The 16317-nt window shown below is 64.0% G+C and carries 17 protein-coding genes and 1 pseudogene; 14 read left to right on the top strand and 4 right to left on the bottom strand.

The window, feature by feature from the left end; all coding sequences use genetic code 11:
• Positions 1 to 70 precede the first annotated feature (70 nt).
• From H5J25_RS07340 to H5J25_RS07285, 12 genes are all read left to right on the top strand, one after another.
• Positions 71 to 1267: an ATP-binding protein gene (locus tag H5J25_RS07340; protein ID WP_202095368.1), complete on the top strand. Its 1197-nt coding sequence runs from the start codon at positions 71 to 73 to the stop codon at positions 1265 to 1267.
• Positions 1268 to 1544: 277 nt separating this feature from the next.
• Positions 1545 to 2075 (top strand): hypothetical protein, encoded by a 531-nt coding sequence (locus H5J25_RS07335; RefSeq protein WP_202095367.1) that lies wholly within the window; start codon positions 1545 to 1547, stop codon positions 2073 to 2075.
• 175 nt (positions 2076 to 2250) lie between these two features.
• Positions 2251 to 3303 (top strand): substrate-binding domain-containing protein, encoded by a 1053-nt coding sequence (locus tag H5J25_RS07330; RefSeq protein WP_404829589.1) that lies wholly within the window; start codon positions 2251 to 2253, stop codon positions 3301 to 3303.
• Positions 3303 to 4679, top strand: coding sequence for a phosphate ABC transporter permease subunit PstC (pstC, locus tag H5J25_RS07325; protein WP_202095366.1), 1377 nt, complete (start codon positions 3303 to 3305; stop codon positions 4677 to 4679). Before H5J25_RS07330 ends, pstC begins: the two co-directional genes overlap by 1 nt.
• Positions 4672 to 5973 carry a phosphate ABC transporter permease PstA gene (gene pstA, locus H5J25_RS07320; protein ID WP_202095365.1) on the top strand — a complete coding sequence of 434 codons (1302 nt, stop codon included), beginning with the start codon at positions 4672 to 4674 and terminating at the stop codon, positions 5971 to 5973. The genes pstC and pstA overlap by 8 nt, the downstream gene beginning before the upstream one ends.
• A complete protein-coding gene (gene pstB / locus H5J25_RS07315) occupies positions 5970 to 6728 on the top strand; it encodes a phosphate ABC transporter ATP-binding protein PstB (protein ID WP_202095364.1) in 759 nt (252 codons plus the stop codon). The genes pstA and pstB overlap by 4 nt, the downstream gene beginning before the upstream one ends.
• Positions 6729 to 6741: 13 nt before the next feature.
• Entirely contained in the window at positions 6742 to 7434 is a 693-nt protein-coding gene (gene phoU, locus H5J25_RS07310; protein WP_202095363.1) for a phosphate signaling complex protein PhoU, read from the top strand.
• A gap of 1 nt (position 7435) precedes the next feature.
• Positions 7436 to 8128, top strand: a complete 693-nt coding sequence (phoB, locus tag H5J25_RS07305) for a phosphate regulon transcriptional regulator PhoB (protein ID WP_202095362.1) — start codon at positions 7436 to 7438, stop codon at positions 8126 to 8128.
• Positions 8129 to 8188: 60 nt separating this feature from the next.
• The gene (locus tag H5J25_RS07300; protein ID WP_202095361.1) at positions 8189 to 8530 is read left to right on the top strand and encodes a hypothetical protein; all 342 of its coding nucleotides are present in this window, start codon (positions 8189 to 8191) and stop codon (positions 8528 to 8530) included.
• 298 nt (positions 8531 to 8828) lie between these two features.
• Positions 8829 to 9728, top strand: a complete 900-nt coding sequence (locus H5J25_RS07295; protein ID WP_202095360.1) for an SDR family NAD(P)-dependent oxidoreductase — start codon at positions 8829 to 8831, stop codon at positions 9726 to 9728.
• A gap of 147 nt (positions 9729 to 9875) precedes the next feature.
• On the top strand, positions 9876 to 10658 hold the full coding sequence (locus tag H5J25_RS20610; protein WP_225883417.1) for a PEPxxWA-CTERM sorting domain-containing protein: 783 nt from the start codon (positions 9876 to 9878) through the stop codon (positions 10656 to 10658).
• Positions 10659 to 10755: 97 nt separating this feature from the next.
• Positions 10756 to 11826: a hypothetical protein gene (locus H5J25_RS07285; RefSeq protein WP_202095359.1), complete on the top strand. Its 1071-nt coding sequence runs from the start codon at positions 10756 to 10758 to the stop codon at positions 11824 to 11826.
• Between the two features lie 181 nt (positions 11827 to 12007).
• Here the strand turns inward: H5J25_RS07285 and H5J25_RS07280 are convergent, their stop codons facing one another.
• Positions 12008 to 12355 carry a DUF2794 domain-containing protein gene (locus H5J25_RS07280; RefSeq protein WP_202095358.1) on the bottom strand — a complete coding sequence of 116 codons (348 nt, stop codon included), beginning with the start codon at positions 12353 to 12355 and terminating at the stop codon, positions 12008 to 12010.
• 18 nt (positions 12356 to 12373) lie between these two features.
• A complete protein-coding gene (gene epsC, locus H5J25_RS07275) occupies positions 12374 to 13069 on the bottom strand; it encodes a serine O-acetyltransferase EpsC (protein WP_202095357.1) in 696 nt (231 codons plus the stop codon).
• A 183-nt stretch (positions 13070 to 13252) separates the two neighbouring features.
• Between epsC and H5J25_RS07270 the strand changes: the two genes are divergently transcribed.
• Complete coding sequence (locus H5J25_RS07270) at positions 13253 to 14023, top strand: sulfite exporter TauE/SafE family protein (RefSeq protein ID WP_225883416.1); 771 nt, start codon at positions 13253 to 13255, stop codon at positions 14021 to 14023.
• Positions 14024 to 14066: 43 nt separating this feature from the next.
• On the opposite strand, the pseudogene H5J25_RS07265 reads toward H5J25_RS07270, so the two are convergent.
• Positions 14067 to 14589: pseudogene (locus H5J25_RS07265) on the bottom strand (carboxymuconolactone decarboxylase family protein).
• Between the two features lie 114 nt (positions 14590 to 14703).
• Complete coding sequence (locus H5J25_RS07260) at positions 14704 to 15246, bottom strand: peroxiredoxin (RefSeq protein WP_202095356.1); 543 nt, start codon at positions 15244 to 15246, stop codon at positions 14704 to 14706.
• A 156-nt stretch (positions 15247 to 15402) separates the two neighbouring features.
• On the opposite strand from H5J25_RS07260, the gene H5J25_RS07255 reads away from it, so the two are divergent.
• On the top strand, positions 15403 to 16299 hold the full coding sequence (locus H5J25_RS07255; protein WP_202095355.1) for a hydrogen peroxide-inducible genes activator: 897 nt from the start codon (positions 15403 to 15405) through the stop codon (positions 16297 to 16299).
• Positions 16300 to 16317 lie beyond the last annotated feature (18 nt).

The following is a 16317-nucleotide window of genomic DNA, read 5'->3' as shown; positions in this document are numbered from 1 at the left end:
TTTCACAATCGTACGGCCCACGCAAGCGGGCCTATCCGGGTTAACCACGTTTGCGCTAAGGCGTCCCATAATGGTTCAGGGGTTCGGCATCCGCACAGCATTCGCGATCGGCATCGTCGCCGTGGCGGCGATCGCCGTTTTCCTGCTGGGACAGGACATACAGCCGACGCTGGTGACGCTGATCGGCGGGATCGCGGCGGTTCTCGCCGCCGCCGGGACGAGCGAGGTCGCAGGCGAACCAGTGCCGCCCCTTTCCGTCGCCGAAGCACCACCGCCGGGGCTTGAGGACGTGCTGGAAGCGATCGTCGAGCCCATCCTGATCGTAACGGAAGGCCGGGTGACGCATGCGAACGCCCCGGCCAGGGCGCTGCTCGGCGGGCATATCGTCGGGCAGAACGTCCGCCTCGCCATCCGTCATCCCGCCGCCGCCGAACGGCTCGTCGGGCCGCTGGTGCCAGGCAAGACGGAGCCGATCGACCTGGTCGGGCTCGGCACGCTGGACCAGCGCTGGCAGATGCGCGTCGCGTCCGGCGCGGCGGGCCAGCGCATCGTGCATCTGATCGACCAGACGGGCAACTATGCGGCCGAGCGGATGCGTGTCGATTTCGTCGCCAATGCCAGTCACGAACTGCGCACCCCGCTGGCATCGATCCTCGGCTATATCGAGACGTTGCGCGACGAAGCTGGCGAGGACGCCGCGGTGCGCGGCCGGTTCCTCAAGATCATGGACGATGAGGCGCGCCGGATGCAGCGGCTGGTCGAGGACCTCATCTCGCTGAGCCGCATCGAGGCCGAAAAGTACCGCCTTCCCGATCGTGCCGTCGATCTCGCCGGCCTGATCGGCGAGGTCCGGGCCGAGATTACCAAAGGGGACGTCGTGCTGGATCTGGCCGAGCATGTCCCGCCCGTCGCAGGAGACCGCGTGCAGCTGAGCCAGGTTCTCCACAATCTGATCGGCAACGCGATCAAATACGGTCGCACCGACTCGGCGGTGACGGTGAAGCTGTGGAAGGATGCGGGCAACATGGTCCGCCTGAGCGTCGCGGACAAAGGCGACGGGATCGCGGCGGAACATATCCCCCGCCTCACCGAGCGATTCTACCGCGTCGATCCCGGCCGTAGCCGTGCGGGCGGCGGAACCGGCCTCGGCCTCGCGATCGTCAAGCACATCGTCGAGCGCCACCGCGGACGGCTGGACATCTCCAGCATCGTCGGCACGGGTACCACCGTCTCGATCGTCCTGCCGGCGCATGAGGCGAAGGGCTGACTCACCGCCGGAAGTTTACGCATAAGGTCACACTAGGGTCACACTGTCGCGATGGTGCGGAAGAGCGCCGAAGTTCACAGAAAGTCACACGGTATCGGGGCTGATGCGGGCTTAATGACGCGGGCAGGGTCAAGAAATTCGATGGTGTCAAAGAGCATCAACGCGCGTAGCGGGTTTGGAGCGAGTAGGACATCACAACGTTGTGTCGGTGACTTGCAAACGTAAGGGTTAGGGTGATCATCTGGCAGCACCTCTGATAATGATTGGTCAAACCACGATGCCGGCAACCCTTGCCTTCAGCCTTTATGGGTTGCTCGCTATGACGGCGGTGATATCGCCCGGCCAGTCTTACCGAATTGCGGAAACTTTTGCTTCGGCACCTCGCACTTGTGCGATCTTGCAAGCGGCATACACCAAGGCCATTGGCGGTACGGCGACAGCATATCCAAACGACGTGCGCTCGTCTTCCCGAAGACTGGAACTTGTTAAAATAGTGCCCGAATATCGCGTCAAGATGGGATTATCTAAGAAGGAGTATGACGACCTTATAGTTCAGGAGGCTTCTTACGGCTCGGCGGACTTCAGACCGAGTTGCAGTTGGAAAGGTATTGCCGGCCCGGCACAAGACGCCGAGGGACATGCGACCTTTGTGTCATTCACCACCCCGATTTTCTCTACGAATGGCCGTTTGGCCGTAGTGGAGACGTCATTTCTTGAAAGAAAGGATTTCGGCCACGGTTTAGTCTGCATTGTCCGCCTGAAGGACAAGAACTGGACTGCACGATGCTTGCCAGGTTGGATTTCCTAAACGGCAACCTGCAGGTGGCACGACAAAAACATTTTTTCATGTCCGTCATATGGAGCATCGGCCGCCGTTCCCCATGTCATAAAACGGCAACCGAACTGTCACACAGCCGCAGGAGCGGCGAGCTAGGGCGAGAGTCGCCGGGCCGATCGTCGCCTTCGCTGGAGACGTTTCACACGTGCCGAGACTGCTGCCTTTTCTGCTCGTCCCGCTCGCGCTTTCGCTGGCGGCGTGCGAGGATCAGGCGAGCGGCGGGGGTGCGGGCTCTCGCGATCATATCACCGTGGTGGGGTCTTCCACGGTGTATCCGTTCACCACGACCGCGGCGGAACAGTTCGTCAATTCCGCGCCCGGCATCAAGGCGCCGGTGATCGAGGCGACCGGTACGGGGCCCGGGATGAAGCTGTTCTGCGCCGGGGTCGGCGCGGCGCATCCGGATATCGTCGATGCATCGCGCCGAATGAAGGCGTCGGAATATGCGATCTGCGCCAGAAACGGCGTGCGGGACATTCTGGAAATCCAGATCGGGCTGGACGGGATCGCTTTCGCGGAGGCGAAGAACGGCCCGCGAATGCAATTGACCCCGGCCGACCTGTACAAGGCGCTTGCTGCGACACCGGGCGGCCGGCGCAATACCGCGCGCATTTGGTCGGATGTGAATCCGGCGCTGCCCCCCTCCCCGATCCAGGTCTACGGCCCGCCCGCGACCAGCGGAACGCGCGACGCGCTGACCGAACTGATCCTCGACAAGGGGTGCGAGACTGTCTCCCCCGCCGCACATGCGATGAAGGAGACGGACAAGGACGGCTATGCCGCCCTTTGCACGCGGATACGCGACGACGGCGCCTATATCGACGCGGGCGAGAACGACAATCTGATCGTCCAGAAACTGCAATCGAACCCGAATGCGATCGGTATCTTCGGCTATTCCTATCTCGAGGAAAACCGCGACAATGTGAACGGCGTTCCGCTGAACGGGGTCGCGCCGACCTATGCGACGATCGCGGACAATGCCTATCCCGGATCGCGCCCGTTATATCTGTACGTCAAGGCGGCGCATCTGACCGCGATCCCGGGTCTTGCCGATTTCCTGAAGATCTATGCCGGGTTGTGGCAACCGAACGGCCCGTTGACCGCCAAGGGGCTGATCGCCTCGCCCCCTGCCGGCCGCGCGCAGGCGGCGGCGGTGGTGGCCGGGCGGACGCGGATGAACCCCGCGGACCTGCACTGATGTCGGCACCGACGCTTCTATTCCTGATCGCGGGGCTGGGCCTGATCGGCTGGCTCGCGGCGCGGGCGCGAGCGGCGACGTTCCGGCGGACGAGCGGCGCGCGGTTCAGCTCTCTGCCGTCGCACCACGGCACCTATGTCGCTTTGTGGACGCTGCTGCCCGCGATGCTGTTCATCGCGATCTGGGCGTTCACGTCGCCGGCACTCGTCACCGATCGCGTGCTGACGGTGCCGGCCGCGCAGCAACTGCCGCCAAAGGGTTTCGAACGCGCCGCGATCTTGTCGGAAGCGCGCAATCTCGCGAATGGCCGAGGGTTCGGCGCATTCCATCCGCTCAGCGAGACGCTCGCGCCTGCCTATGACGAGGCACAATCCCGGTATGACTGGATCGGCAGCGCGGTGGCTTTGCTGCTGGCGTTTGCGAGCGGGGCATGGGCGTATCTCAGGATCAAGGCGGGGTTTCGTGCGCGTACCCGGATCGAGCGCGTCGCGATGCTGATGCTGCTGGCGGCGTCGCTGATCGCCATTCTGACGACGATCGGCATCGTCGTGTCGCTGGTGTTCGAAAGCGCGCGCTTCTTCCGCATCGTGCCGATCACCGACTTCCTGTTTGGAACGCACTGGAGCCCACAGGTCATATCCGCGCGGGATCCGGGCGCGTCGCTGGGCGCGGTGCCGCTGTTCTGGGGGACGTTCTTCATCGGCGCGGTGATCGCGATGATCGTGGCGATCCCGTTCGGGCTGATGAGCGCGATCTACCTGACGCAATATGCGAAGCCCGCCGTGCGCAAATGGATGAAGCCGATCCTGGAGATGCTCGCGGGCGTGCCGACCGTCGTCTACGGCTATTTCGCCGCACTGACGGTTGCCCCGGCGGTGCGCGATTTCGCGGTGTGGATCGGGGTCAGCTGGGCGAGTTCGGAAAGCGCGCTGGCCGCGGGGCTCGTCATGGGGGTGATGATCATCCCGTTCGTATCCTCGATGGCGGACGATTCGATCGCCGCCGTGCCCGCGGCGATGCGCGACGGCAGTCTGGCGATGGGCGCGACCAGTTCGGAGACGATCCGCAAGGTGCTGCTGCCCGCCGCGTTGCCTGGCGTGGTCGGCGGCGTATTGCTGGCGATCAGCCGCGCGATCGGGGAGACGATGATCGTCGTGATGGCGGCATCGGGCGTCGCGACGCTGACGCTGAATCCCTTTGCCAGCACGACGACGGTGACGAAGCAGATCGTTGACCTGCTGACCGGCGAGGCCGAGTTCGACAGCGCCAAGACGCTTGCCGCCTTCGCCCTGGGGCTGACCCTGTTCGTGGTGACGCTGATCCTCAACATCGTCGCGCTGGGCGTCGTCAAACGGTACCGGGAGGCGTATGACTGACAGCCTCGTTGCCGGTCTGCCGACTGGTCCCGCACCTCTGCCGGAACGCGCGCCGACCGACTGGCGCACGCAGGCGATGCAGGCGCGCATCCGCAAGCGCTATGCCGCCGAACGCCGGTTCCGGCTGCTTGGGCTGATGGCGGTCGTAATGTCCGCGGGGTTCCTCGCGTTTCTGCTGATTACGATGCTTATCAACGGTTTAGGCGGATTTTCGCAGACGGAGTTGAAGCTGCGGATCGATTTTCCGCGCGCCGGGCTGACGATCGATCCGGCGCGGTTGAGTGGACCGGGGGCCGACTTCGCGCTGGCCGCCGCCGGGATCGAGCGCGCCACCGATGCGGCGGCGAACGCGCAGTTCGGTGCCGAGGGCTACAAGCTCCTGTCGGATGGCGCGTGGCTCCGCGTGCGCGCGGCGGTGAAGGCCGATCCGTCGCTGCTGCGCCATGCCGCGATCGTTCCGGTTCCCGCGTCCGACGCGATCGACCTCGCCGCCAAGTCGGAGGGATCGCCCGCGGCGGAGGCGATCGTCACGCGGATGAAGGCACAAGGGCTGATCTCGACCCGCTTCAACCCGAACTTCCTGACCTCGGCAGATTCGACCGATCCGACGATGGTCGGCATCTGGGGCGCGCTAAAGGGATCGCTGTTCACGATGGTCGTGACGTTGCTGATCGCGTTTCCGGTCGGTGTCCTGTCCGCGCTGTATCTCGAGGAATATGCGCCGAAGAACCGCTGGACCGACCTGATCGAAGTGTCGATCAACAACCTTGCCGCGGTGCCGTCGATCATCTTCGGATTGCTCGGGCTGGCGGTGTTTCTCGGCACGTTCGGGCTGCCCCGGTCGGCGGCTTTGGTCGGGGGGCTGACGCTCGCGCTGATGACGATGCCGGTGATCGTCATTGCCGGGCGCAACGCGATCAAGTCCGTCCCGCCGTCAATCCGCGACGCCGCGCTCGCGGTCGGAGCCAGCCCGATCCAGGTCGTGTTCCACCACGTCCTGCCGCTTGCGTTGCCCGGTATCCTGACGGGTACGATCATCGGCATGGCGCGTGCGCTGGGCGAGACCGCGCCGCTGCTGATGATCGGGATGCGCGCGTTCATGGTCGCCCCGCCCGACCGCATCACCGATCCCGCCACGGTCCTGCCGGTGCAGATCTTCCTGTGGTCCGACCAGGTCAATCGCGGCTTCGTCGAGAAGACCAGCGCGGCAATCATCGTGCTACTCGTCTTCCTGCTCGCGATGAACGGGCTGGCCATCTACCTCCGCAATAGATTCGAGACCCGCTGGTCATGACCACCAAGATGTCCGCCCATAACGTCAACGTCTTCTATGGCGCGAAACAGGCGATCAACGACGTTTCGATCGATGTCGACCGCGACAATGTCACCGCGTTCATCGGGCCGTCCGGCTGCGGCAAATCCACGTTCCTGCGCACGCTGAACCGAATGAACGACACGGTCGCAAATGCCCGCGTTTCCGGCGACATCCGGCTGGATGGCGAGGATATCTATGCGCCCGACATGGACGTGGTGCAGTTGCGCGCCCGCGTCGGCATGGTGTTCCAGAAGCCCAATCCGTTCCCCAAGTCGATCTTCGAGAACGTCGCCTATGGCCCGCGCATCCACGGGCTGGCGGCGAACAAGACCGATCTTGCGGGGATCGTCGAGAAATCGCTGAAACGCGCCGGGCTGTGGGAAGAGGTGAAGGATCGGCTGACCGAAAGCGGCACGGCCCTGTCCGGCGGGCAGCAGCAGCGACTGTGCATCGCGCGGGCGATCGCGGTCGATCCGGAAGTCATCCTGATGGACGAGCCCTGTTCCGCACTGGACCCGATCGCGACCGCACGGATCGAGGAACTGATCCACGAGCTGAAGGGCCGGTACGCGATCGTGATCGTCACGCACAACATGCAGCAGGCGGCGCGCGTGTCGCAACGCACAGCCTTTTTTCACCTCGGAACGCTGGTCGAATATGGCGCGACGTCGGAGATCTTCACAAATCCCCGCGCCGAACGGACCAAGGATTACATCACCGGCCGCTACGGCTGACAGGATCACGGACATGCATACCCACACAGTCAAGGCATTCGACGAGGAGATCGGCGATCTGCGCGCACTGATCGCGCAGATGGGCGGGATGGCCGAGGAGGCGATCCGTGCCGCGGTCGTGGCGTTGCGCCGACACGATCTGGCCGGCGCGGCGGCGATCGTCGCTGGGGACAAGGCAATCGACGCGCTCGAGATGGAGGTCGAGCAACTCGCGATCCGCATCATCGCCCTGCGTGCGCCGATGGCCGACGACCTGCGCGAGGTGGTCGCCGCGCTGAAGATTGCAGGCGTGATCGAACGGATCGGCGACTATGCCAAGAACATCGCCAAGCGCGTTCCGCTGATCGATGCGCAGGGCGATATCGAGCCGCTGTCGGTGTTGCCCGCAATGGCCAATCTGGCGATCGCGATGGTCCATGACGTGCTGGATGCGTTCGCCGCGCGCGATGCCGAGGCGGCGCTCGACGTGTGCGAGCGGGACCGGCAGGTCGACGATTTCTACAACAGCCTGTTCCGCGTGCTCGTCACGCACATGATGGAAAACCCCAAGACCATCGGCCAGATGGCGCACGTATTGTTCATCGCCAAGAACCTGGAACGGGTCGGCGACCACGCGACCAACGTCGCGGAAATGGTCTATTATGCAGCGACCGGCAAACACATGGCCGAGCGCGATCGCTCTTCATTCAAGATGACGGAGGCCTGACATGGCACGCGCGAAGATGTTGCTGGTGGAGGACGATGCCGCCCTTGCCGAACTGCTGGTCTATCATTTCAAGCGCGAGGATTTCGAGATCGCGCACACGCCCGACGGCGAGGAAGCCTTGCTGCTCGCCAAGGAGAATACGCCCGACATCGTCCTGCTCGACTGGATGGTCGAAGGCCTGTCTGGAATCGAGGTGTGCCGCCGCCTGCGCCGCATGCCCGAGACGCAGAACGTGCCGATCATCATGCTGACCGCGCGTGGTGAAGAGGAAGATCGGGTTCGTGGCCTGGAAACGGGTGCGGACGATTACGTCACGAAGCCGTTTTCGCCGCGCGAACTGGTCGCGCGTGTCGGCGCGGTGCTTCGCCGCGTCCGCCCTGCGCTGGCCGGCGAACAGCTGACCTATTCCGATATCGAGATGGATACGGTCGGCCACAAGGTTCGGCGCGGCGGCGAGTTCATTCCGCTGGGGCCGACCGAATTCCGCCTGTTGAAGCATTTCCTGGAACATCCCGGCTGGGTGTTCAGCCGCGAACGCCTGCTCGACGCGGTATGGGGGCATGACAGCGATATCGAGGCGCGGACGGTCGACGTGCACATCCGCCGCCTGCGCAAGGCGATCAACGGCGAGGACCGGCCGGACATCATCCGTACGGTACGATCGGCGGGTTATGCACTGGATACGGGTGCGTAGGCGAAACGATCCGGCCGGGCGTGCGTTGGAGGCGGCGGAATACACGACAGGAGAATTCCGATGAAGACGATATTGTTCGCTGCTGCTGCACTGATCGCAATGCCCGCTCTGGCCCAGACCGCCCCGCCGCCGCCCGCCGATGCGGCGCCGATGCAGACTGCCCCGGCCGCACCGGACGCAGCGACCCCCGCGCCGGGCGCCCCCGATGCGGCAATGCCCGCCCCGGCTGCCCCAGACGCGGCGATGCCCGCACCGGCGGCCCCGCCAGCGTCCGAAGCCACGATGCCGAGCCAGCCGACCGCCGCGGCGCCGATGTCATCGGCACCGATGCCTTCGACGAAGACGTATCCGTTGTGCTCGAAGACGGTGACCGATTCCTGCCGCCAGCGCGGCGGTCGCTGATAGACTGCCAGGAGGGGGCGGTGTCGTCGCGACACCGCCCTTCCCGAACCAACTGCCGAACAGCCAGCGGGCGGCCGTGGCTCCGCGACAACTAGCCGGGCCGTTCAGCCCCCGCATCGCTCGCGACATATCCGAACCGCAGAAAAAGCTGGTACGACAAGCGCATACCGTACGGCGGTCGCCGAAAGTTTCCGGCCGCTTGCCGTAACGGCAAGCGCGGCGGTCTCCAAACCTCCGCTTGCCAGCGCCAAATCACGGCCTAGGAAAGCGCTCACCATTTTCACGGGAGCGCTTTTCCATGTCTATCCGCTTCGACGATAAAGTCGCCATCGTAACCGGCGCAGGCGGAGGCCTAGGCCGCGCCTATGCGCTCGAACTCGCCAAGCGCGGCGCGAAGGTAGTCGTCAACGATCTGGGCGCGTCGCGTGATGGCACCGGCCATAGCGACGCCGCGTTGAAGGTCGTCGAGGAGATCAAGGCGGCGGGCGGCACTGCCATGTCGAATGGCGGCAGCGTGACCGAATATGAGCAGATGGTCGAGATGGTCGCCAAGGCCAAGGAAGCCTGGGGCGGCGTGCATATCGTCATCAACAATGCCGGCGTGTTGCGCGACAAGAGCTTCGCCAAGATGGAACCGGCCGATTTCAAGTTCGTCGTCGACGTTCATCTCAACGGATCGGCCAACGTCACCAAAGCGGTCTGGGAAATCATGCGCGCGCAGAATTACGGCCGCCTGCTGATGACCGCGTCGTCCACCGGGCTGTATGGCAATTTCGGCCAGGCCAATTACGGCGCGGCCAAACTCGGCCTTGCAGGACTGACCAAGACGCTGGCGATCGAGGGTGCGAAGAACAACATCAAGGTCAACACGATCGCGCCGACCGCCGGCACGCGCATGACCGAAGATCTGTTCCCGGCCGAAGCATTCGCCGCCTTCTCGCCCGACAAGGTCGCACCGGCGGCACTGTTCCTCGTTTCAGAAGACGCGCCGACCAACATGATCGTCGGCGCAGGTGCCGGCGTCTTCCAGGCGGCCTATGTCACGCTGACCCAGGGCAAGTTGCTGACAGGCGACGACCTCTCGCCCGAAGGTATCGCCGCCAATTGGGCCGCGATCACGGACCGGACCGGCGAAATGACCCCGCAATCGGGTTCGGAACAGTCGATCAGCATTCTCGGCAAGCTGCAGGGCGGCTGACGAGTTCGTGACGGGGCCGGCAGACGCCGGCTCCCATGTCCCGATTTGAAACTTCAACCTGATTGATACTTTCCCGTAATAAGCTTAACACCTTGTTATCACTATCCGCAGGGGACAGGCGGATGGAAATGTAACAGGGGAGTATCCATGAAAAAGCTGATGATTGCGGCCGCGACGTTCGCCGCAGCACTGACGTCGAATATCGGCCATGCCGAGACGATCAACGTGACCAACTGGTCGTGGAATCCGGGATTGGTCGTTGGCGACATCCGCAATCTGACGCCGGCTGCGCCCGACTATCTCGCGCTCAATAATCTGGGGATCGGCCGGTTCGAACTCACCGGCACGTCTTCGTTCAACATGCCCGTCGATCTGTTCAGCTACTGCATCGATCTCTATACCCCGATGTCGACCGGCACGTATACGTACGTCACCGGATCGACCCTGATCCCGGACGCCGCGCGTCGGGACCTGCTGGGTACGTTGCTATCCAATTCGGCTGGCCTGCTCGCGGGTGCCTCCGGCAATCAGGCGAAAGTGATTTCGGCTGCAACGCAGATGGCGGTGTGGGAGATCGTCTACGAATCGGCGACAACCCCGTTCAACGTCACCGGCGGCGACTTCCGCGTCGGTAATTTCCAGACCGGGCCCGGTGACACGAACATGGCGGCAACCCAATCGCTCGCCAATACCTATCTGTCGAACACCACCAACGGTCAGTGGCAGTCCGCCGCCGGTTCGCAATTGAAGTACCTGTTCGGCAACAATGCCCGCCAGAGCCAGGTCTATGTCGCCGCAGTGCCGGAACCGGCAACCTGGGGCATGATGATCCTGGGCTTCGGCTTGCTCGGCGGCCTGCTGCGTCGCGGTTACAAGGCGATCAAGGGTCAGCTTCTGCTGCGCTGGACCCCCGCCCTGCCCGCCGCCTGAACCGTCCCGCAACGACCTGACCGTCCCGCCGATATAGTGTGTTGTAACAACAATACACTCATGATACACTCCTCCCGGGCAACAGGAGGATCCATCAATGTATAGCGAAAGCGATATCGACGGGGCGGTAACGGCCGGGGCGATCAGCCCCCAGGCCGCAGCCGCGCTGCGCAACCACATCGCCGCAGGCCGCGCGGCACCCGCCGTCGATGAGGAAAGCTTCCGGCTGCTCACCGGCTTCAACGACATCTTCGTTTCGATCGCTGCGGTCGCGGTGCTGCTGGGTATCGGCTGGCTGGGCCAATCCGTCGCCTATGCGGTAGGCGGCATCGCTGTTGCCGTGGCGAGCTGGGGCCTGGCAGAGTATTTCACGCGACGTCGTCGCATGGCGCTCCCCTCCATCATCCTGCTGATCGGCTTTATCGGCGGCGTGGCGGGCGCGTTGCTTGGCATCGTCGCGGCCAATGCGGACGCGCTGGCATCGTTCGTCAAGACCTCGCTGGGTGGGCATGAGGAACCGCTGGTCGGGGCGATCGGCGCGATCGTCGCAGCCGTAACCGCAGGCGCGGCCTGGCTGCACTGGCGCCGGTTCATGGTGCCGATCACCGTCGCGGCCGGGGCAGTCGCGGTCGTCGGCACGGTGATGGCGCTGGTCGTCGGGTTCATCCCCGCCGCGCGCGATGCCTTGTTCTGGCTGGTGCTTGCCGCTGGAGTCGCGATGTTCGCTTTCGCGATGCACTGGGACATGAGCGACCGCGAACGCCGCACCCGCCGTTCCGACGTCGCCTTCTGGCTGCACCTCGCCGCCGCGCCGATGATCGCGCACGCTTTGTTCAACATTCTTGGCGTGTTTCAGGGGCAGATCGGGATCGGCATGGCCGGAATGGTCATCGCCCTGTATCTGCTGTTCGGCTTCGTCGCGCTCGCGGTGGACCGCCGCGCCTTGCTCGTCTCCAGCCTCGCTTATGTCCTCTACGCATTGTCTTCGCTGTTCGAGACGGCGGGCGCGGTGGAATTGGCCTGGGCGTTCACGGCATTGGTCATCGGTTCGGCGCTGCTGACGCTCTCCGCCTTCTGGCACCCGATGCGACGGCTGGTGGTCGGGACGCTGGGCGAGATCGGAAGTCGCCTGCCACCGGTCGGGACGCTGGTGCCTGCTGCTGCTTGAGCGCAACGGATGAAGCCCTGGCGGAACACAGTTCCCTCAGGGCTTTATGCGTCCGGCGTCTCGTCAAAACGGCCGATTGATCGCGGTCGTCCTCGCTGGAGTGATCGTAGTCCGGGTGGAAGCAAGAGCAGACGTTAGTCGTACCGGGCTGTGGACGAGATTCGTCCCCGACATCCGATCGTCAGTCCGCGACCAGCTTCATCAACCGCCGCTCGACGGGTGCTAACACAGGCGCCAGTTCGTGCCCGCGGCGCAGCACCGCTCCCGCTTCGCCGATCAGTGCCCACATGCCCTGTCGGTTGCGCAGCGCAGGGCGTTTCTCGATGCGGAATTCGGGGCGCTCGGCGGTGCGGCGGAAGGCGGAGAAGACCGCGGCGTCGCGGCCGAGGTCCATCGCATAATCCTTCCAGTGCCCGGCGGCGACCATCCGGCCGTACAGATCGAGGATGCGCATCAATTCGGCGCGTTCGAAACCGACCTGAACCGCGCCCGGTTTCTGCGGAGTCGGAAATGGCGTGACGACACCCATCAGTCGGCGATCATCCGCTTACGCACGATCGCGTGCCGCAGGCAGGTCGACATCCTGCTTTTCCGCCAGCAGCGCGTCGAGCCGCTTGCGCATCGTTTCCAACTCGCAGCGGAGAAGCTCGACCTTCTGCGTCTGTGGATCGAACATGTCGCTGCACGGCGTGCCGTACGCAAGGAAGCCCGGCTCCTTCTGGCCGCCCTCGACCATCGTGGCGCGGGCCGGGATTCCGACCATCACGGCGCCCTCGGGCACTTCCTTCGTCACGACGGCGTTCGCGCCGACGCGTGCGCCCTTGCCGACGAGGATCGGCCCCAGCACCTGTGCGCCGGACCCAATGATCACGCCCTCCGCCAGCGTGGGGTGGCGTTTGCCCGCCACGCCATTATCGGGGCTGGTGCCGCCCAGTGTAACGCATTGATAGATCGTGACGTTGTCGCCGATCTCCGCCGTCTCTCCGATCACGACGAAACCGTGATCGATGAAGAAATTGCGACCGATCGTCGCGCCCGGATGGATATCGATCGCGGTGAACATTCGCGACCAGTGATTGACCAGACGGGCGAGGAAGAACAATCGTGCCTTGAACAGGCGGTGCGCGACGCGATGATATCCGAGCGCCCAGACGCCCGGATAGGTCAGGATTTCCCACCGCGACCGCGGCGCCGGATCGCGTAGCTTGATCGAATCGAGATAGGCGAACAGCCGCAATATCATCGTCAGTCCCCTTGTTCTCGCGTCCAATCTAGTCGTTCGCATCGCCGAATTAAAGAACCGTCCCATCCTAACTTTCCGGGTGCAAACCCTATCTTCCTTGTAGGAGATGGGAGCTTGGGCGATCCATAGTGCGTTAGGCCGGGGGTACCGGGTCCGCATGCGGGCCCAAACGTGGGAAATGCTTTGCAAGATTTTCTGTCGATCACGACGCTGGAAGCCCTTTTGCCGTTCATCGCCGTGGGCTTCGCCGCGCAGATGGTCGATGGCGCGCTGGGCATGGCGTTCGGGGTGATCTCCAATTCGCTTCTGCTGTTCATGGGCGTGCCCCCAGCCGCGGCGTCGGCCGGCGTGCATACGGTGGAGACGTTCACCACCGCGGTGTCCGGCATCAGCCATGCGATCCACCGAAACGTGAACTGGAAGATGTTCTTCCGCTTGATGATCCCGGGCGTGATCGGCGGCGTGCTGGGCGCGTATGTCCTGTCCAACGTGGATGCCGGGACCGCAAAGCCGTTTATCCTCGTCTATCTGAGCTGTATCGGCGTGTACCTGCTGTTCCGCGCGCTCCGGTATCCGCCACGTGAGCGTGAGCCGAAGATCGTCGAGCCGCTGGGTCTGGTGGGCGGTTTTCTCGATGCGGCGGGCGGCGGCGGCTGGGGGCCGGTGGTGACGAGCAATCTGCTGGTGCAGGGCGCCTCGCCGCGCATGACGGTCGGCACGGTCAACACTGCGGAATTCTTCCTGACGTCGACCATTTCGGCGACGTTCATTACGCAATTGGGCTGGGCCGCGTTTACGCAGGCAACCGTCGGGCTGCTGATCGGAGGCGTGATTGCTGCACCGTTCGGCGCGTTGCTGGCGCGTCGCGTGCCTGCCAAGACGCTGATGTTCCTGGTCGGCATCATCCTGACGCTTACCAGCCTGTTCAACCTGTATCTGGCGCTTGCCCGGTGAAGGACACCCGCTGGCGTGAAAGACGCCAGCGGGTGTCGGCAGGTCAGTTCACCGCAGCGTGGACGGTAGCGACGGCCTTCATGACAGCACCGATCCGGACCGAGGTCTGGATCGCCTCGGCGCTGACTCCGGCCTTTTTCAGAGATCTGTTCGTGGCTGTCGATGCACATGCCGCAGCCGTTCATCGCCGATACCGCGAGGCTGAACAGTTCGAAATCAACCTTGTCGATCCCCGGCTGCCCGATCACGTTCATCCGCAGCTTGGCCGGCATGCGGCTATATTCCTCGTTCCCCGCGAGGTGCGTGAAGCGATAATAGACGTTGTTCATCGCCATGACCGCGGCCGCGGCGCGCGCCGCATTGGCCGCTTCCGGCGTCAGCTTCGGCGCACATTCGGCTTCCGCTGCGTCGACCAAAGGCTTGTAGCCCGAACCGTGCGCGCAGGTGAGCAACAGGCCGTATTTCTGCTGATCCGGCAGATGCGCCTCGTTCAGCAGCGACCCGACGTTGAGGCGGATATCCTTGGCGAAATCCGGGAGCGTCCCGGCAAAATCCTTGAGCGACATGGGGTACCTTTCTTCGCCCTCCGCGCGGTGCGGAGGGCCTGAAACAAAAGGAGGGCGGTCCATGTGGACACGCCCTCCCCTAGCCCCTCCCGCGTGCGGGGGGGAATCGTGCTTTTACGCCGCCAGCTGGAGGACGTCGTCGCCCTTGTTCCAGTTGCATGGGCACAGCTCGTCGGTCTGCAGGGCGTCGAGCACGCGCAGCGTTTCCGCCGGGTTGCGGCCGACGTTCAGGCCGTTGACCTGCACCGCCTGGATGACGTTGTCCGGATCGATGATGAACGTCGCGCGGAATGCGACATGCTCATCCTTGTCCAGAATGCCGAGCGCCGATGCCAGCTTGGCGCCATTGTCGGCGATCCACGGGAAGTCTGCTGCCGCCAGATCCGGGTCGGACTTGCGCCATGCGAGGTGGACGTGCGCGGTGTCGGTCGATGCGCCGATCAGCACGGCGTCGCGGTCCGCAAAATCTTCCTTCAGGTTCGCATAGCCGACGATCTCGGTCGGGCAGACGAAGGTGAAATCCTTCGGCCAGTAGAACAGCACCTTCCACTTGCCGGGGAACGAATCGTGGCTGAGCGTCTCGCCGGCCGGAAGCGCGTTGGTACCCTGCTGAACGGGAACGGTGAATTCGGGGAGCTTGTCGCCGATGGTGAGCATTGGAATGGCCTTCCTTCTTGAAAAAGTCGGCCTTCGCAGTGCATCCTCGTGGTTGCGGGCGCTTCGTGGCGCCATCGTCGTTACCGGCCATATATAGGATAGCCTTTGATCGATCCAATAGGTTATTTTGCGTATCGTGATCGACTGGAGCGATTGATGGCCACCTACCTACCGACGTTGAAACAGTTGCAATATCTCGTCGCGCTGAAGGATCACGGACATTTCGGCCGTGCGGCGGAGGCGTGTTTCGTCACGCAATCCACGCTGTCCGCGGGCATCCGCGAGCTGGAAACGCTGATCGGCGTGGTGCTGGTTGAACGGACGCGCCGGGTCGTCCGTTTTACCCCGCTCGGCGAACGAATCGCCGACAAGGCGCGTCGCGTCCTGCGCGAGGCGGAGGAACTGGGCGATCTGGCGCGCGCCGCCGGGCGGCCATTGTCGGGCGACATGCGGATGAGCGTTATCCCGACGATCGCGCCCTTCATGCTCCCCCGCATCCTGCCGCGACTGCGCACCGACTATCCAGACCTGAAGCTGTTTCTGCGCGAGGAACCCAGCGGTGCCGCGTGCGAGGGATTGCATAACGGGCGCACGGATTGCGTGCTGCTCGCGCTGCCCTATGCGTGCGGCGAGATATCGAGCGCATTGCTGTTCGAGGACCGGCTGTTCGTCGCGGGGCCCGAGGCGGAACTGGGATCGCCGCCGACGATCCGCGCGGCCGATATCGACGAAACGCGGTTGCTTTTGCTTGAGGACGGGCATTGCCTGAAGGATCATGCACTGGCGGCGTGCAACCGTCCCGAGATGCGCGCCGAGGCGACGATGATGGGCACGTCGCTGCACACGATCGTGCAGATGGTGGACAATGGTCTGGGTGTCACAATGCTCCCGGAAATGGCTCTAAAAGCTGGAATTCTTGACCATACCGGCCTTACCGCAAGGCCATTGGAAGCCGATGCCCCATCGCGCCAGATCGCCCTGGTCTGGCGTCGGGCTTCACCCCGGGAGAAGGACTTCCTGCTGCTTGCCGACGTCCTGGCCGAAGCGCGCTGACGGAACCCAAAGCTCGGC

This window comes from Sphingomonas aliaeris, from assembly GCF_016743815.1.
Classification (GTDB): domain Bacteria; phylum Pseudomonadota; class Alphaproteobacteria; order Sphingomonadales; family Sphingomonadaceae; genus Sphingomonas; species Sphingomonas aliaeris.
Note: the sequence above shows the minus strand (reverse complement) of the source record. Positions and strands in the feature narration are given on the sequence as shown.